This window comes from Streptomyces sp. NPDC008086, assembly GCF_042957325.1.
Taxonomy (GTDB): Bacteria; Actinomycetota; Actinomycetes; order Streptomycetales; family Streptomycetaceae; genus Streptomyces.
In genome coordinates this window covers 78,601-98,692 of record NZ_JBIBIA010000017.1, presented here as the reverse complement: position 1 = coordinate 98,692, position 20,092 = coordinate 78,601, and the positions used below count along the sequence as shown (strand labels likewise).

Annotated in this window: 6 protein-coding genes and 1 pseudogene; 5 read left to right on the top strand and 2 right to left on the bottom strand. The window is 74.1% G+C overall.

Annotated elements, in window-relative coordinates:
- Positions 1-197: 197 nt before the first annotated feature.
- Together ACFZBP_RS39785 and ACFZBP_RS39780 are read left to right on the top strand one after the other, a co-directional pair.
- Entirely contained in the window at positions 198-1,751 is a 1,554-nt protein-coding gene (locus tag ACFZBP_RS39785; protein WP_391420844.1) for a GH32 C-terminal domain-containing protein, read from the top strand.
- A gap of 118 nt (positions 1,752-1,869) precedes the next feature.
- A complete protein-coding gene (locus tag ACFZBP_RS39780; RefSeq protein ID WP_391420843.1) occupies positions 1,870-2,844 on the top strand; it encodes a TauD/TfdA family dioxygenase in 975 nt (324 codons plus the stop codon).
- A gap of 33 nt (positions 2,845-2,877) precedes the next feature.
- Here ACFZBP_RS39780 and ACFZBP_RS39775 read toward each other — a convergent pair.
- Positions 2,878-3,479, bottom strand: a pseudogene (locus ACFZBP_RS39775) (alpha/beta fold hydrolase).
- 216 nt (positions 3,480-3,695) lie between these two features.
- On the opposite strand from ACFZBP_RS39775, the gene ACFZBP_RS39770 reads away from it, so the two are divergent.
- From ACFZBP_RS39770 to ACFZBP_RS39760, 3 genes are all read left to right on the top strand, one after another.
- Complete coding sequence (locus tag ACFZBP_RS39770; RefSeq protein WP_391420842.1) at positions 3,696-6,467, top strand: AAA family ATPase; 2,772 nt, start codon at positions 3,696-3,698, stop codon at positions 6,465-6,467.
- A 3-nt stretch (positions 6,468-6,470) separates the two neighbouring features.
- Positions 6,471-6,884: a hypothetical protein gene (locus ACFZBP_RS39765; RefSeq protein ID WP_391420841.1), complete on the top strand. Its 414-nt coding sequence runs from the start codon at positions 6,471-6,473 to the stop codon at positions 6,882-6,884.
- Between the two features lie 119 nt (positions 6,885-7,003).
- The gene (locus ACFZBP_RS39760; RefSeq protein ID WP_391420840.1) at positions 7,004-19,093 is read left to right on the top strand and encodes an amino acid adenylation domain-containing protein; all 12,090 of its coding nucleotides are present in this window, start codon (positions 7,004-7,006) and stop codon (positions 19,091-19,093) included.
- On the opposite strand, the gene ACFZBP_RS39755 is transcribed toward ACFZBP_RS39760, so the two are convergent.
- The gene (locus ACFZBP_RS39755) at positions 19,050-20,090 is read right to left on the bottom strand and encodes an LLM class flavin-dependent oxidoreductase (RefSeq protein ID WP_391420839.1); all 1,041 of its coding nucleotides are present in this window, start codon (positions 20,088-20,090) and stop codon (positions 19,050-19,052) included. The genes ACFZBP_RS39760 and ACFZBP_RS39755 overlap by 44 nt on opposite strands.
- Positions 20,091-20,092 lie beyond the last annotated feature (2 nt).

Below are 20,092 nucleotides of genomic sequence, written 5' to 3'. Positions count from 1 at the left end.
AGTCGTGAACGGCTTGACCTTTAACGAGTTAGGCCTCACAGTTCCGATCCAGGCCGACCGGTCCGGGATTGAACGACTCCGGTTCCGGTGGGCCCGTTCGGATCCGGTTCGGATCTCCATGAGCCGCTGAGCCGCTGAGCCGCAGTCCTGACGACGCCGTCAGGGAAAGGAGCCGCACTGTGCGTGGCATATCCGGCATGCCCGGAATATCCAGGAGGTCGCTGTTCATCGCCTCGGCCGTGGGGGCGGCCGGCGCCTTACTTCCCGCCGGTTCGAGATCCGCGACGGCGGCGTCCACGACGGCCGCCGCCTGCACCGGAAGCTACCGCGCCGAGTACCACTTCACGGTCCCCGACCAGTGGATGAACGACCCGCAGCGGCCGGTGTGGATCGACGGCGAGTACCACTACTACTACCTCTACAACCCCGACTACTCGACGGGCGGGACGACCGCGGGCACGGCCTGGCGCCTGGCGACCAGCACCGACCTGGTGTCCTTCACCGACCGCGGGATCGCCGTACCGAAGGACACCACACCCAACGGCGACGTCTGGTCCGGCTCGGCGGTGGTCGACACCGGCAACACGGCGGGCTTCGGCGCGGGCGCGGTGATCGTCCTCGCCACGATGGCGCCCGACGACGTCACGCAGGCGCAGTACCTGTACTACTCCACCGACGGCGGCCGCACGTTCACCAACCACGGCACCGCCCCGGTGCTGCCCAACCCAGGCGTCCGGGACTTCCGCGATCCCAAGGTCATCCGCGACGAGGAACGCGGGCGCTGGGTGATGGCCCTCGCCGAGAACGACAAGGTGGGCTTCTACCACTCCGCCGACCTCAAGTCGTGGACGTACGTCGGCGGCTTCATCAAGGGCGGCATCGGGGTGCTGGAGTGCCCGGACCTGTTCCGCATCCGGGCCGCGGACGGCACCTGGAAATGGGTGCTGGGCGTCAGCGCCAACGGCAAGGGATCCGGGCTGCCGAGCACGTACGCCTACTGGACGGGGTCCTTCGACGGCACCACGTTCACGCCCGACCTGAGCGATCCGCAGTGGCTCGACCACGGCTGGGACTGGTACGCCGCCGTCACCTTCGAGAAGCGGGACGCCGCCGGCGCGCTCGACCCGGCGGCACGGTACGCGATCGGCTGGATGAACCACTGGGACTACGCGGGCACCACGCCCACCATCGAGTGCGAGGGCTTCAACGGCACCGACTCGATCGTCCGCGAGGTCACGCTGAAGCGGGCCGCGGACGGCGTGTACTACCTCGCCTCCCAGCCGGTCGCCGGTCTCGACGCCCATGTCTCGCGCACGGTCGACCTCGGCGACCTGGAGGTCGACGGGACCCTGCCGCTCGACTACACGGGCACCGCGTACGAGCTGTCCACCGACATCACCTGGGACCAACTGACCGGCGCGGGGCTCCAGTTGCGGCGCTCCTCCGACGGCGGCCGGCACATCGACGCCGGGATCTACGGCGACTACGCCTTCGTCAACCGCGGGTACACCGTGAGCCCCGACAGCACCGGCCGGTGGCAGGAGAGCCGAAGCCCCTTCGACGCGTCCGCGGGCACGGTGCGGCTGCGCATCCTGATCGACCGGACGTCCGTCGAGATGTTCGTGGACGACGGCCGCCACACGCACTCGACCGAGGTCTTCCCGGACCCGGCCGACACCGGGCTGGCGCTCTTCACGATCGGCGGCACGGCGGTCTTCCGGAACACGGTCATACGGGAGTTCGCGCTCTGACGTCCTGCCGCGGCCCGGTCGAGGCCCTGTCGCCATGCCCGCCGAACACTGTCACGATCTTCCTTGCACCGGCTCGGACCGGAGCCGGTGCGGACGGACGACGACCGACGGAGCGGGCATGACGACGGACAGGGGCACGGCGGGCGGGGCGCGGCAGGGCACGGGGATCGAGGTGCGACCGGTCGCCGGGCACATCGGGGCGGAGATCACGGGCGTCGACCTGTCCGGGGAGCTGGACGACGCCGTGGTCGCCCGGATCCGGGCGGCGGTGCTGCGCTGGAAGGTGGTGTTCTTCCGGGGGCAGCGGCTCGACCACGCCGGGCATGTGGCGTTCGCGCGCAGGTTCGGCGAACCGGTCGTCCTGCGCAAGCGGGGGAGCGCCTCGCCTGCGGACTTCCCCGAGATCGAGACCACCGCCGACCGGCTGGAGCTGGGCGGGAGGTTCGGCATGGAGCACGACGAGTGGCTGCTGCGCCGCCGCCACACCCTGCTGCGCGGCTGGCACTGCGACCACGGCGCCCGCGTCGACCCGCCCGCCGCGACCGTCCTGCGCGCCGAGACCGTGCCCCCGTACGGCGGCGACACGACCTGGTCCAACCTGGCGGCCGCCTACGCCGGGCTGTCCGGCCCGCTGAAGGAGTTCGTGGACGGCCTGCGGGCCGAGCACCGCCTCGGCGTCGGCTACCAGCCCCGGCCCGGCGACGACGCGTACGTCCGCCATCTGCTGGACCACCAGGTCGCCTCGCTGCATCCGCTCGTGCGTGTCCATCCGGAGACCGGCGAGCGGGTGCTCTACGTCAACGGCTACTACGTCGAGCAGATCGCCGACCTCTCACGGGCCGAGAGCGCCGCGATCCTGGAGATGCTGCTGGAGCAGGCCGTACGCCCCGAGTACACGGTCCGCTTCCGCTGGGAGCCCGGCAGCGTCGCCTTCTGGGACAACCGGGCCACCATCCACCTCGCCCCCAGCGACAACGCCCACCTCGACTTCCCCCGGACCATGCACCGGGTGATGCTCACCGGGGACGTACCGGTGGGGGTGGACGGCAAACCGTCGGAGGCGATCGTCGGGACCGAGCCGGGACGCTGGTAGGCGAGGCCGTGCCCTGCCCGGCGGCTCGGCGGGTCAGCGGCCGAGAAGCTCCCGCAGCGCCTTCGTCACGACGTCGGGCGCCTCCTCCGCCATGAAGTGGCCGCAGGTCACCGTGGCGTGCACCAGATCGGGCGCCCAGGTCCGCCACAGCGCCGCGGCGTCGAAGCCGAGGGCGGCGGCCCAGTCCTGCTGGAGCACGCTGACGGGCATCCGGAGCGTGTTTCCGGCCGTCCGGTCGGCCCGGGCGTGCTCGACGTCTACGTGACCCTGTCCGGGTGGTCGAGCGCGGCCCGGAAGGCCACCAGGGCGCCACGGTCGTGCCCGGCCAGGGCGAAGCGCTCGTGCCCGAGGGCCCGGGCCGGCGCCACGACGTCCGCGGCCATGGTCCGCTTGGCGTAGACGGTGCCGTCGGTCTTGGCCGGGTCGTCACCGGCGCCATAGCCGCGCAGGTCCGGGCAGATCACGGTGTGGTCGGCGGCCACGTGCCGCCACATCAGGTGGGTCTGCGGGAAGCCGTGCAGCAGGACGACGGGCGGACCGGAGCCGCCGACGGCCGTGTGCAGGGACACACCGTCGGACACGGGGACGCGGTGCTGGTCGAAGTCGGGGATGACAGGGGACGTGGGCGTGGGCATGGCTGTGCTCCTGGCGATGCTCGTCGAGAGGCGGGGAGTCCGGGACTCCTCGATCCTCCCGGCGCCGGACGAGCGGCGGATGAGTGGCGAACGAGCGGCGAACGAGCAGCGGGTCGGGGTCGACGTCGGAGGAACAGAACAGGGCAGGGTCTCCGAGATTCGGCGACCGGTATATACGCTCGATCCCGTTACATACGCTCACTTCCTGGGGTGCCTATGACGAGCAGGGTTCCGGGGACCCACCTGCGGGGACGGCAGAGCGAATGTGCGGAGCTGGACCGGCGTCTGGCGGCGGTGCGGGCGGGGCACAGCGCGGTCGTGGTGCTGCGCGGCGAGGCCGGCATCGGCAAGACGGCGCTGCTGGAACACGTCTCGGATCACGCCGACGGATGCAGGGTCGTGCGCGCCGCGGGCGTCGAATCGGAGATGGAGCTGGCGTTCGGCGGCCTCCACCAGCTCTGCGTCCCGTTCCTCGATCACCTCGACCGTCTCCCGGACCCCCAGCGAGCCGCCATCGGGACCGCCTTCGGCATGAGCGAGGGAACCCCGCCGGACCGCTTTCTCGTCGGGCTCGCGGTGCTCAGCCTGATCGCGGACGTGGCCCAGCACAAGCCGCTGATCTGCCTCGTCGACGACGCCCAGTGGCTCGACCACGTCTCCGCGCAGATCCTCGGATTCGTCGCCCGGCGCCTCATGGCGGACCAGGTCGGACTGGTCTTCGCCGTGCGCGAGCCGGACGGCGAGCACCTCCTGCAGGGACTTCCCGAGCTGGTCGTGGAGGGCCTGGGCGAACCCGATGCCCGCGCGTTGCTGGACTCGGCGATCCACGGCGGATTCGACGAGCGCATCCGCGGCCGTATCCTCGCCGAGGCCCGCGGCAACCCGCTCGCCCTGCTGGAGCTGCCCCGCGCGTCGTCCGTGGCCGAGCTCGCCGGCGGGTTCGCCTCACCCGGCCCGAAGCCGGTCGCGAGCCGCCTGCAGCGCAGCTTCACCGAGCGGGTGGAGGCGCTGCCGCCCGCGACACGGCGACTGCTGCTGCTGGCGGCGGCCGAGCCGGTCGGCGACGTCCCCCTGCTCGGACGTGCGGCGGAGAGACTCGGTGTCTCCACGGACGAGCTGACCCCGGCCGTGGCGGCGGGCCTGCTCGAACTGGACATCCGGGTGCGGTTCCGGCATCCGCTGGTGCGCTCGGCGGTCTACTACGCCGCGGCGCTCCCCGATCGCCGAGAAGCCCACAGGGCACTGGCCGAGGCGACCGACGCGCCCTCCGACCCCGACCGTCGGGCCTGGCACCTGGCACGCGCCGCGGAGGGACCCGACGAGACGGTCGCCGACGAGCTGGAACGCTCGGCCGGCCGCGCACAGTCACGCGGTGGCGCCGCCGCGGCCGCGGCCTTCCTGGCACACGCCGCCATGCTGACCCCGCAGCCCCGGCACCGGGCGGCGCGCGCCCTCGCGGCCGCGCAGGCGAAACTACGCGCCGGCGCGCTGGACGCCGCACGGGAACTGCTGGTCCTCGCCGAGGAGGGGGTGCGGGACGAGCTGAGCCGCGCGCGCATCGATCTGCTGCGCGCACAGATCGCCTTCACCACGGGCCGCGGCAACGACGCCTCGCCGCTGCTCCTGGCCGCCGCCCGCCGACTCGCGCCGCTCGACGCCGGCCTCGCCCGGGAGACCCTCCTGGACGCGATCTCGGCCGCGATGTTCGCCGGCCGCCTGGCCGGTGCCGCCGACGCGCGGACGGTGGCGACGGCCGCCCGCGAGATCGCGCCGGTCACTGAGCCGTCGTGCAACGCCGACCGGCTGCTCGGCGCCCTGACCGTCCGGTTCACCGAGGGCTACGGCGCCGCGGCCGCCCGCTCCCGGAAGGCTCTCGACGCGCTGCACTGGGGCACCGGCCCGGAGGAGGTGCTGCGCTGGTCCTGGCTCGCCTACGCCCTCGCGGCCGACCTCTGGGACGACCGGCGCTTCGAGGAGTTCACCACCCGGCACGTCGACACCGCCCGTGCCGTCGGCGCCCTCGGCGATCTGCCCATCGCGCTCGCCTCCCGGGCCACCATGCACCTGTTCGCCGGCGAGCTGGACGCCGCGTCCCTGCTGGTCGCGGAGACGGCGGACGTGCAGGAGGCGACCGGCGGCAATCTCATGTCCTACGGAGCTGTCCAACTGGCCGCCTGGAAGGGCGACGAACGCGCAGCCGACGCGCTGATCCAGGCCAACATCGACGACGCCGTGGCCCGCGGTGAGGGCTCCGGCATGACCGTCGCGCTGGGCACCCGGGCGGTGCTCTGCAACGGCCTGGGCAAGTACGACGAGGCCTTCGCCGCGGCGCGTGAGGCGGCCACGAACGCGCCGGACCTGGCCGTGGGCAACTGGGCGCTGGTCGAGTGGGTGGAAGCGGGAGCGCGCAGCGGCGAGCGCGCTGCCGCCCAGACCGCCGCGGAGCTGCTGACCGAGGTGACCGATGCCGCGGGCACCGACTGGGCCTTGGGCGTTCAGGCACGCTCACGTGCCCTGCTCAGCGAAGGCGATGCCGCCGAGGCGCTCCACCGGGAGGCCGTCGAGCGGCTCGGCCGTACCCGGGTGCGGGCCGAACTGGCCCGCGCTCACCTGCTGTTCGGGGAGTGGCTGCGCCGGGAGAACCGCCGTACAGACGCGCGCGAGCAGCTGCGGATCGCGTACGGGATGTTCTCCGGGTTCGGCGCCGACGGGTTCGCCGAGCGGGCCCGTCGTGAGTTGCAGGGAACCGGCGAGTCCGTCCTCAGACGTGCGGTCGCGGCACCGGTGACGCTGACCGCGCAGGAGGCACAGATCGCGCATCTGGCCCGTGACGGCATGACGAACCCCGAGATCGGCGCGCACCTGTTCATCAGCCCGCACACCGTCGAATGGCACCTGCGCAAGGTGTTCGTCAAACTCGGCATCACCTCCCGCCGACAACTGCGCAGCACCCTCACCGACCGGCCACCCACGGCGGCACCGGCGTAGGCCGTGTCCGACCATGCCGGGCCTCGCCCAGGGCCTGCCACCGCTGGCGCTGCTGCGCCTGCGGCACGCCCTACCGCTGCACTTCGCCCCGGACACCGACTGGGGCCCTACGCGCCCTGGACGCACCCCCTGCTCCTGCTCGACCAGGAGCACCACACCGAGGCCCGCGACGCCCTGGACGCGACGCCCGAACCACCCCGCGACCTCCTCCAGGAGGCCCTGTGGTGCCGCACCGCCCGCGCCGCGCTGAGCCTCGGCGACCGGCGGACCATGGCCCGCGCCCATGCGGCCCTCACCCCCGCGGCGAACGAACTCGCCGGCGCGGGCAGCGGGTTGCTCACTCTGGGGCCGGTCTCGACGTGTCTGAACGACCTCGACACCGCCCTGCGGGGCACCGCCCGCCCGTCTGGTCGGTGAACCGTTGGGCGAGACTCGTCGTCGTACAGGTGAATGATCGACAACGCTCCCGCCGGGTACCCGACGTCGGCGGGGCGCGCCCGCGTGCCCCTCGCCGCGTGCGACGAGGAAGGAAGCACATGCCGACTCCCGGGCCCCGCACCGCCGCGACACTTCTCGACGTACTGGTGCACTCCGCCGCGGAGAACCTCGGTCAGGTCGTCGTCCATGTCCGGGGAGACGGCAGCGAGCACACCGTGACCTTCGCCGAACTCCGGGACGACGCCCTGCGCGTGGCGGGCGGCCTGCACGCGGCGGGACTGCGGCCCGGCACCGCCGTACCGCTCCTGGCGGCCTCCGGCGAGGAATTCCAGCCGATGTTCTGGGGAGCGCTGGCGGCAGGGCTCGTGCCCGTGCCGCTCGCCCCGCAGGCGCGGCGGGTCGAACCGGTGTGGGAGTTCCTCGGCCGGCCCGCCGTCCTGGTGGACGACGCCACCGAGGAACTGCTCGCCGAACTGCCGGAACCGGTACGGGCACTGCGGCCGGCCGCGTTGCGCGAGGCCGACCCGTTGCGCGCGCTGCCCCGCCGCGGCCCGCAGGACCTGGCGTTTCTCCAGTTCTCCTCCGGCAGCACCGGTGACCCCAAGGGCGTGGAACTCACCCACGGGGCCGTCCTCACGAACATCCGGCAGATTCGCGCCGCCACCGGGATCACGCCCGACGACGTGCTGGCCACCTGGATGCCGTACTTCCACGACATGGGCCTGATCGGCACCCACCTGGTCCCCATGGCGGCCGGCCTGAAGCAGATACGGCTCGAACCCCTGACCTTCGCCAAGCGGCCCGCGCTGTGGCTGGAGTCGGTGGCACGACACCGGGCCACCCTGCTGTCGGCGGCGAACTTCGCACTCGCCCTCGCGATGCGGCGGGTGCCGGAGAGCAGCTGGGCCGGACTGGACCTGAGCAGCGTGCGCCTGATGCTGGTGGGCGCCGAGCCCATCGCCCCGCGCGTGTGGCGGGAGTTCACCGCCAGAGCCGAGCCGACCGGACTGGACGCCACGGCCATGCTTCCCGTGTACGGACTGGCCGAGGCCACGCTCGCCGTGACCGTGCCCCCGCTCGGGGAGGTCGCCGCGCCCCTGCGCCTGGACCGCGCCGCGCTGAGCCGGGGCAGGGCGGTGCCCGCCGAACCCGGCCCGGACACCGTCGAGTTCATGGACGTGGGCCGCCCCGTCCCGGACTGCCGCGTCCGGATCACCGACGACTCCGGTAAGCCCCTCGCCGACCGGCGGATCGGACAGGTCGAGGTGAGCGGTCCCCAACTGGCACGCGGATACCACCGTGCTCCCGAGGCGAGCGAGGCCGCGTTCTCCGAGGGCTGGCTGCGCACCGGTGACCTGGGCTTCCTCAGCGAGGGCCGGTTGTGTGTCACCGGCCGGCGCAAGGACGTCGTGTTCGTCGGCGGGCGCACCTTCCACGCGTCCGACCTGGAGGAGACCGCGGCCGCGACCCCGGGGGTGCCGGAGGGGCAGGTGGCGGTGATCGGGTCCACCGATCCGGACACCGGCGGCGACCGGGTCGTCGTGTTCGTGCAGTGGGCACGGCCCGCCCCGGCCACGGCCCTCGCGGTGCTGGACGCGGTGGCGGCCCGGGTCCGTGCGGCGCTGGGCCACGACGACGTACGGGTGCTGCCGCTGCCGCCGGGCGCCTTCCCTCGGACGACGAGCGGCAAGCTGCGGCGGGCGCTGATGCGCGACCGGTTCGAGGCGGGCGCCTACACGGCCGTGGCACAGCGGTGGGCGGCGGCACGGGCCGAGCGGGCGACCGCACGGCGGCAGGAACCCGGCCCGCGGGGCGACGCGCCGCGATCGCGGCAGGACGTCGAGGAGACGATCCGGAGGATCTGGGCCGAGGAACTGCGTCTCTCCCCGGCGGCCGTCGACCGCGACGAGCCCTTCTTCGCCCTCGGCGGTTCCTCACTGAAGGCCATGGCGGTGCTCGCGGGCATCGAGGACGCCTTCGCCGTCACGGTGGAACCCCGCGTCCTGCGCGACCATGACACCGTGGCGGCGCTGGCCGCGCATGTGCTGACCCTGCTCGGCGGACGTGACGGAACCTCCAGGGCGACGCGGGCCTCGACGCCGGGCGGCGAGCGCGCGGGACAGGGAGCGGTGGCCGTACTCGGCATGGCCTGCCGCTTCCCCGGCGCGCAGACCCCCGAGGCCTTCTGGGACCTGCTCCTCTCCGGCCGCGACACGCTGACAGCCGTACCGGACGACCGTTGGGACGCCACTCCTGGCTTGTTCGGCTCCTTCCTCCCCCACCCCGCGGACTTCGACGCCGACTGCTTCGGCATGGACGACGAGGAGGCCCGCGCCACCGACCCCCAGGCGCGGATCTTCCTGGAACTGGCCCACGAGGCCCTGGAGCGCGCGGGATACGCGGGACCGCGCCGGGCCGGCCGCAGGATCGGCGTGTTCGCCGCCGTCGGCGACAGCGGATACCGCGAGATCCTGGCCGACGCCACGGACGGCGACCTCGCCGCCCACCCCGGCGCGCTCACCGGCAACCTGCCCAACCTGATCGCCGCCCGCCTCTCCCAGACACTCGACCTCGACGGCCCCGCCCTCGCGGTGGACACCGCCTGCTCCTCGGCGCTGGTCGCACTCCACCTGGCGCGGCGCAGCCTCCTCAGCGGCGAATGCGACATCGCCGTGGTCGGCGGCGTCCAGCTCGCCCTCACCCCGACCGGGCACCGACTCCTCGACGGCGCGGGCGCGTTGTCGCCGACCGGTGGCAGCCGCCCCTTCGGTGCCGCCGCCGACGGCATCGTGCCCGGTGAGGGCGGAGCGGCCCTCGTCCTCGCCCGCCCGGACGACGCGGTCCGCGCCGGCGACCCGGTACTCGCCCTGGTCCGCGGGACGGCCGTCAACAACGACGGACGCTCGCTGAGCCTGCTCGCCCCCAACCCGCGCACCCAACGCGAGGTCATCACCCAGGCCTACGCCGACTGCGGCATCGACCCCGACGCGGTCTCGTACGTCGAGGCGCACGGAACCGGCACCCCGGTCGGCGACCCCGTCGAGGCGCGCTCACTCGGCCACGCCTTCCCACCCCGCGCCGACGGAACTCCCCGCCTGCTCGGCTCGGTCAAGGCGAACATCGGGCACCTGCTCAACGCGGCCGGCCTGCCCAGCCTGGTCAAGACCGTCCTGGCACTCCAGCACCGCCGACTCCCGCCCTCCCCGAACACCACCCCGCCCGCCCCGTACCTGGAACGCGTGGCCCCCGGCTTCGAACTCCTCACCGAGCAACGGGCCTGGGAGGCCCCCGGACCGCTGATCGCCGGTGTCAACGCCTTCGGCTTCGGCGGTACCAACGCGCACGCCGTCCTGGAGGAGGCGGGGGAGGCGCAGCAGCCGCAGGGGTCATCCATACGGACGACGTCCGCACGTCCCTCCGCCCTCACCCCACACCTGCTCACCCTGTCGGCCCACGGCCCCGACGCCCTGCGCGAGGCCGCCGCCGACCTGGCCGCCCACGTCCGCGCACATCCGGACACGCCCGAGGCGGACATCTGCGCCGCCGTGAACACCGCGCGCGACGACGGCCCCTACCGGCTCGCCGTCCTCGCCGACGGCGACCTGGCGGACCGCCTCGACGCCGCCCGCACGGCCACGGCGAACCTGACACCCGTCCGCCCCCGCCCCCGCACGGTGTTCCTCCTGCCGGGCCAGGGGGCGCAGCGACCCGGCCAGGGCCGCGATCTGTACCGGTCGGCGCCGGTGTTCCGGGAAGTCCTGGACGAGGCCTCGTCGCTGACGGGGCCCATCCGTGGGCGCACGCTCGCGGAGTGGTGCCTCGATCCCCGCACGGATCCGGGGGAGTTGGCCAGGACCGAGGTGGCCCAGCCGCTGCTCGTCACGTTCGGTGTGGGGCTGGCCCGGCAGTTGGCGGAGTGGGGGGTGCCGGTCGACGCGGTCGCCGGGCACAGCGTGGGCGAGATCGCGGCGGCGTGCGTCGCCCGTTCCCTGACCCTGGACGAGGCGGTGGGGTTCGCCGCGGAACGCGGACGGCTGGTGGCCGAACTGGCCCTCCCCGGAGCCATGGCCGCAGTCCGGGGCGACGAGGACACCGTCGCCGGGCTCGTCTCCGCGTCCGACGGCGCGCTGAGCGTCGCCGCCGTCAACGGACCCGAACAGGTGGTGATCTCCGGTGCCGACGACGCCGTCGACCGTGCGCTCGCGGAGCTGACGGGGCGCGGCGTGGCCGTACGCAGGCTGCGCGTGTCCCATGCCTTCCACTCACCACTGCTGGAGCCGCTCCTCGTCCCGCTGCGGGACGCCGCGAAGGCCCTGACCGTCAAACCGACGGCGGTACCGATGCTGAGCACGGTCACCGGCGCCTGGCGGCCCCGCCTCACACCCGCCTACTGGCAGGCACATGCCGTACGTCCCGTGCGGTTCGGCGCGGCTGTGACGAAGCTGTTGGAGGAGGGCTACGACACGTTCGTCGAGCTCGGGCCGGGGAACACCCTCGGCGGGGCCGTTCGCGCGGTCGCGGGGGCGCAGGGTGTCCTGGGCGCGGCGGTGTTGACGGCAGGGCTGTCATCGGCGCCGGGCGACGACACGAACTCCTCGGGGGCGCGGGCGCTGCTGGAGACGGCGGGCCGACTGTGGACACGCGGGGCACCCCTGGACCGAGCCGCTCTGGACCCGACCGCCCGCCCGGCCGCGCGTCCGAGGGTGCCGGTCCCGACGTACCCGTACCAGCGCACCCGCCACTGGCCCCGCAGGCCCGAGGCGACGCCCCTGGTGCGCCCACTCGACTGGGCGCCAGCACCCTTCACGCCCGCCGACGGGCCCCGCGTGGTCCGGCTGACCGGCACCGACCGGGCGCTCGGCCAGGCCCTGGCCGAACGGCTCACCAGCCGAGGGGTGACCGTCCAGGGGAGCCACTCCGCGCACGGCACGGACAGCCCGGCGTCCGCGGACGTCCTGGTGTGGCTGGGAGATGACGAGGCCGCCGGAGCCGAAGGACAGCAGGCCCCGGCCCTCGCGACAGCCGCCCTGCGCCCCGTACTCGACCTCCTCTCCACCGACTGCTCCCGACTCCTGCTGGTCACCCAGGACGCGTACGCCACCGGCACCTCGACGGAACGGCCGCGCCCCGCCCAGGCCCTCCTCCACGGCTTCGCACTCGCACTCCCGGACGAGCAGCCGGGGCTCGCCGCCCGCACGGTGGACCTGTCCGCCGGCGACACGCTGGACGCCCGGGTCGACGCCCTGGAACGGGAGCTGTGCTCGGCGCACGAGGCACACGAGGCAGGCGCCGGGGGCAGCGAGGGCACGGTGGCCTGGCGAGCCGGACGCAGGCTCCGCCGTACGCCGGTCGCAGCGCCGGACGCGCCCACGCCGACCGGGGACCTGCCGCCGGACGGCACCTACCTGATCACCGGGGGAGCCGGCGGGCTCGGCTCCGCGCTCGCCCGTGACCTGGCCGGACGCGGCGCGTGCGAACTGATCCTGACGGGCCGCTCCGGGACCGTGCACGAGGAACTGCTCGCCGACCTCCGTGCTCTCGGCGCCCGCGCCCGGTACCACGCGGCCGACGTCTGCGACGAAGCCGCCGTCGACGCCCTGTTCGCCACCCTGCCGCCGCTGGACGGCGTCTTCCACGCCGCGGGCACGGTCCGGCCCGGCACCCTCCGCGCCAAGACCGACGCGGAGATGGAGCAGGTGCTCGCCGCGAAGGTACGGGGCACCATGCTGCTCGCCGGGGCACTGCGCCGGCACGGCCAGGAACCGGCCGTACGCGTCGCCTTCTCGTCCGTCTCCTCGGTGCTGCCCGGCCTCGCCGGCGCGCTCGGCGACTATGCGGCGGCCAACGCCTTCCTGGACGCCTTCGCCGCCGCCGAGCGCCTGGCCGGCCGGCCCTGGCAGTCGATCGGGTTCGGCCCCGTCGCCGACGCGGGGCTGGCCGCCGGGTCACCGGCCGAGACCCGGCTGCGCACTCTCGGGCTGAGCCCCATGACCCCGCGGGCCGCCGTCTCGGGACTGCGGGCGGCCGTGGCCACCGGCGCCGCGCACGTGTTGGTGAGCCCCGCGCCCAAGTCCTCGAAGCAGTACGGCGGTTCCGCGGGGCCGGCCGCCCTTCGAGGCCGTTCGGCGGCCGCCTCGCCGGCCACGCCCCGGCCTGTACCGGCCGAAGCCGCCACCGTGATCGACCCGGCCCGCACGGCCGACCTGATCCGCCGCCTGCTCGGGGAGGCCCTGCACCGGCCCCCCGTCGACATCGGTGACGACGAGCAGTTCCTCGGCCTCGGGCTGGACTCGCTGACCGCCGTGGACCTCGCACGCCGCCTGGAGACAGAACTCGGACTGCCCCTGCCCGCCACCCTGCTCTTCGAGCACCGCACGATCGGCGAACTGACCGCCTACCTCGGCGCACAGAACCCGCCCACGACCCATCCATCCGCCCCCACCGCGCACCGCGGCCCGGCGCACACCCCCCGCCCCCTCACCCGCCTCCAGCGCGCCTTCCTCACCACCGAGGCGCTGTACGAAGGCGTCACCTCCTACGGCTACCTGCGCCAGACCGTCCACGGCCCCCTCGACCCCGAACTCCTCGGCCGCGCACTCGCCCACCTCGCCGCCCGCCACCCCATGCTGCGCCTGCGGATCACCGAGGGCGGCACACCGCCGAGCCAGTACACCGCGCCCGCCGAGCCCACGGACCGGGCTCCTCGCTGGTACGAGGTCCACGAGCCCGACACCGCCACGCCGTCCCTGCCGGATCTCGAACAGCGACTGTACAACCGGCCGTTCGACCTCTCCGCCGAGGACGCGGTGCGTGCCGTCCTGGTCCGCGGCCGACAGGACGCCCAGCTCGCTCACCTGCTGCTGGTCGTCCACCACAGCGCCGCCGACGGCTTCAGCCTCAAGGTGCTGTGCGAGGACCTCTGGGAGCTGTACACCGCCCTCACTCAGGGCCGGGCACCCCAACTCCCGGCTTCCCGAGCCGAGTTCGGCGACTACGCGGCCCTCGCCGCCGCCGACCAGCAGTCCCCTGCCTTCACCCGGGACCAGCAGTACTGGCGTGACCGCATCGCACAGCACACCGCGGAGGTCACGACCGGGACACTGCCGTACGACGGCGACCCGGAAGCGCTGCCGGCGCCGCCGCTCACCCACCACCACACGACCGTCGACGCCTCGCTCACGGACGCGTTGCGTGCGGTGGCCGCCCGCCACGAGGTCTCCCTCTTCCATCTGCTCCTCGCGGTCTACGGCCGGTGCCTGGCCCGCTGGAGCCGACAGCGGGCCGTCGCCGTGAACGTGGCCCGCGCCCGCCGGGAGGCGCCCCTGCCCGGGATCGACCGGCTCGTGGGTCCGCTCGCCGACACTCTGCCGGTGTTCGCCACCGTCGACCCCGACGAGCCGGTGCCCGCGCTGGCCCGGCGGTTGCGGCGGATCTGGAGCGAGGCGGAGTCCCACGCGACGCTCGCCAGCCCCGACATCGCCGCACTGCTGCCCACCACCGGCCCCGCCCCGCGCACGGTCGCCCCGGCAGGGTTCAGCTTCGCCCGGTTCCCCGTGCGCCACGGCCGGGACTGGCCGGTCACCGTGACCCCGACCGCCGCGGCCACCGCCTCCGCCGCGACCCGGCTCGGACTGCTGTGCTGGGAAGCGGACGCGACCCTGCACTTCTCCTGGAACCACCCCGCGCACCTCTTCCGACGCGCGACCGTCGAACGCCTCGCGGGGGAGTACGTCGAGGAACTACGGGCGACTGTCGGGGAGTTGGCCCCCATCCGCGAACGGCGCGACACCGGCGGGGGCGTCGTCGACCGCCTCCGTGCCCGGTTCCTGGCCGCACCGCAGGCCGTCGCGGTGGACACCGGCCGTACGACGCTCACCTACGCCGAACTCGACGCCGCCTCCGGCACGCTCGCGGCCCGCCTGCGGGCGCGTGGCGTACGCCCCGGCGACCTGGTCGGCCTGCTCACCGAACCGGGCGCGGACACCGTCGTCGGCGTCGTGGGCATCCTGCGGGCGGGCGCAGGATGGGTGCCCCTGGACGCCACCCATCCCGTGGCCCGGGTGCGCGACCAGGTGACCCGCACCGGAGTCGGCGTGGTCGTCTGCCACACCGCGACACGCGAGGCCGTCACCCCGCTGGACGGGATCACGGCCGTCGCCGTGGACGACCCGACGCCTGCCGCGCCGGGCCCGAACGAGGCGACGACGCCCGCCGATCCGGACGCCATCGCCTACGTCATCTTCACCTCGGGTTCCACGGGCCGCCCCAAGGCCGTCCCGATCACCCAGCGGTCCCTGCTCAACTACCTCGACTGGTCCCTGACCACCTTCGGCTACCGCCCCGGCGACCGCCTGGTGCAGACGGCGTCCGTCTGCTTCGACGCCTCCGTACGCCAGCTGCTGGCACCGCTGCTCGCCGGCGCCACCGTCCACACCCTCACCAGGGACCTTCTGCGCGACCCCGAGGCACTCCTGGACCGGATCGTGGACGACCGGATCACCGTGTGGAGCTCGGTGCCGACCCTGTGGGAGCGGCTGCTGACCGCCGCCGAGACCCGCGCGCGGCGGGACGGCACGCCCCCGGACCTGTCGGCACTGCGCTGGGTCCACGTCGGCGGCGAGGCACTGCCCGCCGCGCACGTACGGCGATGGTTCGACCTGCTCGACGGACACCGGGGGCCGGAGCACCAGCACCGGATCTCCAACCTCTACGGGCCCACCGAATCCACCGTCAACGCCACCTGCCACATCATCGACACCCGTCCGGCCGACGACGTACGACAGCTGCCCATCGGCCGACCGGTGGCCGGCACCGAACTGGCCGTCGTCACCGACGAGGGGAGCCCCTGTGCGCCCGGCGAGGCCGGTGAACTGCTCATCGCCGGAACCGGGCTGACCCCCGGCTACCTCGGCGACGCGCAGCTCACCTCCCAGGCCTTCGTCGAGCGCGACGGCCGGCGCTGGTACCGCAGCGGCGACCGGGTCCGCCGATCGCCGGACGGCGTACTGGAGTTCCTGGGCCGCCTGGACGACCAGGTCAAGGTCCGCGGTCACCGCGTGGAACTCGGCGAGGTCGAGGCCGCGCTGCTCACCCACCCGGACGTCGCGCGCGGCGCCGTACTGCTCGTCGAGGAACGCCTGGTGGCGTACGTCGAGCCCCGCCCCGGCACGGCGCAGCCGGACGCTCGCGCGATACGCGCCTTCCTGTCCCGCGTGCTGCCGCCGTACATGCTGCCCGGCCGCATCCGCTCGATCCCGGCGCTCCCGCTGACCGGCACGGGCAAGATCGACCGCAAGGTGCTGTCCGCCGAGTCCGCCGAGTCCGCCGAGTCCGCCCCCGCCCAGGCCGACCCTGTCCCCGAGCCCTCGCAGCCCGGCCCCGGAACCGCGCCCGCCACCCCGACCGAGCGCACCCTGGCCCGTATCTGGTCGGCCCTGCTGGACGTCCCCGACGTGACCCGCGAGGACGACTTCTTCGGGCTCGGCGGCGACTCCATCATGGTGCTGGAACTCTTCGCCCGCCTGCGCGAGGAACTGCCCGCGGCCCCCCGTCCGACCACCGTCTACACCCACCGCACACTCAGCGCCCTCGCGGCGGCCGTCGACAGCGCCGCCACCACCGACCCGTCGCCGGTCCTGAACCCCGACCCCACCCCAGTCCCTGCCCCCGCCCCCGCCCCGGCACAGTCCCCGACCTCATACCCCTTGACGCCGTCCCAACGCGGCTTCCTGCTCGCCGAGACCATCGACCCGGGGGCGGGATCCGGCTGGCTCGCCCGATTCCGGCTGAGCGGTCCGCTGCGTCACGACGTCTTCCAGCGTGCCGTGGACGTCCTGGTGGCCCGGCACCCGATGCTGCGCACCGTCTTCCCGGCCGGGGCACGTCCGCCCGTGCAACAGGAACTGCCGGACTCGTTGCGGCTGCCCGTGGAGACGGAGACCCTCACCCACCCCGATCTGCTGCAGCGGCGGATCGCCGAGGAGGCGGGGCGCCGACTGGAGCCCTGGGCCTGGCCGTTGCTGCGGCTGCGGCTGTTCACCCTGGCACCCGGCGAGCACGTCCTCCTCGTCCACGCGCACCACCTCATCGGCGACGGCTACAGCGCCGCCCTCCTCGCGAGGGAACTGCTCACCGTTTATGACCGCGTCGACCGAGGTCTGCCGCACGGCCTGCTGCCGCTCGCGAGCACCTTCCGCGACCACGTGACCCGGTCGTCCGTGAGCCCGCTGCCAGCCGGACCCGAGGCCGAGGCCTACCACGCCCGCCTCCGCGAGCCCTACACACCCCCCGCACTGCGGCGGCCGACCCCCGAGCGCGCCGAGGACACCGACGCGCAACCGGCGTCCCACACCACGGGGTTCACCCTGGACGCCGCCACGACCCGCGGGCTGCGGCGGCTCGCCCGAGGAGTGAACCGCACCCTGTACGCGCCGCTGCTCACCGCCTACTACCGCGCCCTCACGGAACTCACCGGACAGCGTGACCTGATGCTCGGGCTCGCCGTCACCGGACGGGAGGAGTCCACGGCGGACGCACACCGGGTGTTCGGCCCGTTCGCGGAAGCGGTGACGCTGCGCCCGGATCCGAGCCCTGCCCCGTGCCCGGACCCGTCCGGTGGTCACGGCGACGACCACCGACCACCCGCATTCGCCGCCGACCTGCGACGCCTGGCCGCCGAGGTGGACCTGGCCCGGGCCGAAGGCCCCAGCGACCTGCGCACGGCGGCGGGACTGCCGCGCCACGCCCAGTTCTTCTTCACCTTCCTCGACTTCACCTCCCTGGATGCCGAGACCCACGGGAGCCTGACCCTGCACGCCGACGAGACCGACCCCTCCCTCGCCCCGCCGCCGCTGGGCACGGATGTGTTCCTGGCGGTGCGGCCGTCGGCTGACGGGGAGGGACTGCGGGTGACCGTGCGGGCTTCGGCGGCGGCCCTCACGGCCGACGAGGTCGCGGGGTTGGCGGAGGGGATGCGCGGGCAACTGCACGACGCGACGGCCGACACCGCCGCTGCCCGCAGGGGCAGCGGCCGACGCCCCGCCCTCGACGCCGCCCTCGTCGGCTACCTGCCCGACCCCCGCCACCTCGCCGCCCTCGCCGGACTGCCGCACGACAGCCCCGGTCTGGGTCGCGAGGAGATCCGGTCCCTGCTGTTCCCGGACGGGCGTGCCCGTCTGCTGGAGGAGACGAGCACCCCACTGGGGAACTCCGGCTTCGTCGCGCTGCCCCTCTTCGCCGACGAACTGAGCCCGGCCCGCGATCTGGCGGCCCGTACCGCCCGTGCCGTCGAGCACGCCGCCTCGCTCGGCGCCCGCTGTGTCTCGCTCGCGGGCATGATCCCGTCGCTCACCGGCTACGGCTACGACGTCCTGCGCGAGACCACGACGACCGCGGCGATCACCACCGGACACGCGTCGACGACCGTCGCCGTGGCCAAGACGGTCCACTCCGCGCTGGCGGCGACCGGCCGCGGCCTGGGCGAGCTGTCCCTCGCGGTCGTCGGCTGCGGCTCGATCGGCACCTCGTCCCTACGTCTGCTGCTCGCGACGACACCCAGGCCACCGGCCCGGCTGCTGCTGTGCGATCTGCCCGGCAGCGCCGAGCGGCTGGAGCGGCTGGCGGCTGACCTGTCGTCCGGCCACCCGGCACTGCCGGTCCGGGTCGCGGAGTCCGGGCGAACACTGCCCGCGGAGGTCTACGAGGCCGACGTGATCGTCACCGCCGTCAGCGGCGCGACGGCCCTCCTGGACGTCGGCCGGCTGCGGCCCGGCACCATCGTGGTCGACGACTCCTTCCCGCACTGCTTCGACACCGCGAGCGCACTGGACCGTATGAGCCGCGAGCAGGACGTGCTGGTCGTCGGAGGCGGACTGCTGGCCCTCGACCGGACGGAGACCCGGCTCAGCGAGGACCTCCCGGCCGTGGCGAGCGCGGGCTTCGCCGTACGGCCGCCGGGGATCGAGGGCACCCTGGCCTCGTGCCGGCTGGAGTCACTGCTCCACGCCCACCTCGGGAGTTCCGGCCCGCCCGGGCGCGGACTGCCCCTGACATATGGCCTGGTCGACCTGCCGCGCGCCCTCGCCCACTGGGACGCGGTGGAGGCCGCCGGGGTGCGGCCCGCGCCGCTGCATCTGCTCGACCGGGTCATCCAGCCGGGCGCCAGCCCAGCGCCGGGCCGAGCCCGGTAGCGATGTCGGTGAGGATCTGTACATAGTCCTCGTGCTCGAAGGTGAAGGGCAGCGCGAACGCCACCTCGTCCACCTCGCGGAACGCCGCGTGGGCGTGGAGGCGTTCGGCGATCTCCGCTGAGGTGCCGACGAGGTCCGGCGCGAACAGCAGCCGCGCCGGCCCCTGCGGTGACGTGGTCCGCGGGGTGCGTTCGGCGGCGTACTCCTCGTATTTCGCCCGCTGTTCGGGCGTCGCGGAGTCGGTGGGGATGACGACGAGGCCCTGGGAGACGCGGGCGTTCTCGCCGGCGGGGTGGTGGGAGCGGAACGCGCGGATGTGGGAGAGCTGGATCTCCGCGAAGTCCGGTGCCGTCGACGCGGTGCCCTCGGGGCCCTCGGCCTTGACGACGCTGCTGGTCAGGAAGTTCATCCCGTGCTCGCCGGCCCACCGTGCCGAACTCAGGCTGCCACCGCCGTACCACATACGGCTGCCGAGACCGGGGGACTGGGGCTGCACCCGGTCCGAGAACACTTCGAACCCCTCGGCCCCGCTGAAGTCCGTGGCCGGCTTGCCCCGCACGAGGTCCAGCAGCCGTCGCACCCGCTCGTAGCCGAAGTCCTCGGCGTCGGCCGTGTCCGGGTAGAGGGCCCCCTTGACGCGGTCATAGTGCATCGGCGGGCCCACGCTGACGCCCGGGTTGAGGCGGCCGCCCGACAGGAGGTCGACCGTCGCCAGATCCTCGGCCAGCCGCAGCGGGTTCTCCCAGCCGAGCGGGATGACCGCGGTGCCGAGTTCGATACGGCCGGTGCGCTGGGAGGCCGCGGCGAGGACGGCGACGGGGGAGGAGATGCCGTACTGGAGATGACGGTGGCGCAGCCACGCGCTGTCGAAGCCGAGCCGTTCGCCGAGCTCGATGATCTCCAGTGTGGACTCGTGGCCCCGGCGCGGATCCGCCTCGTCGAAGAGCCCGATGGTGAGGAAGCCCAGCTTGCGCAGCGGGCGGGACGTCGACGGCATGG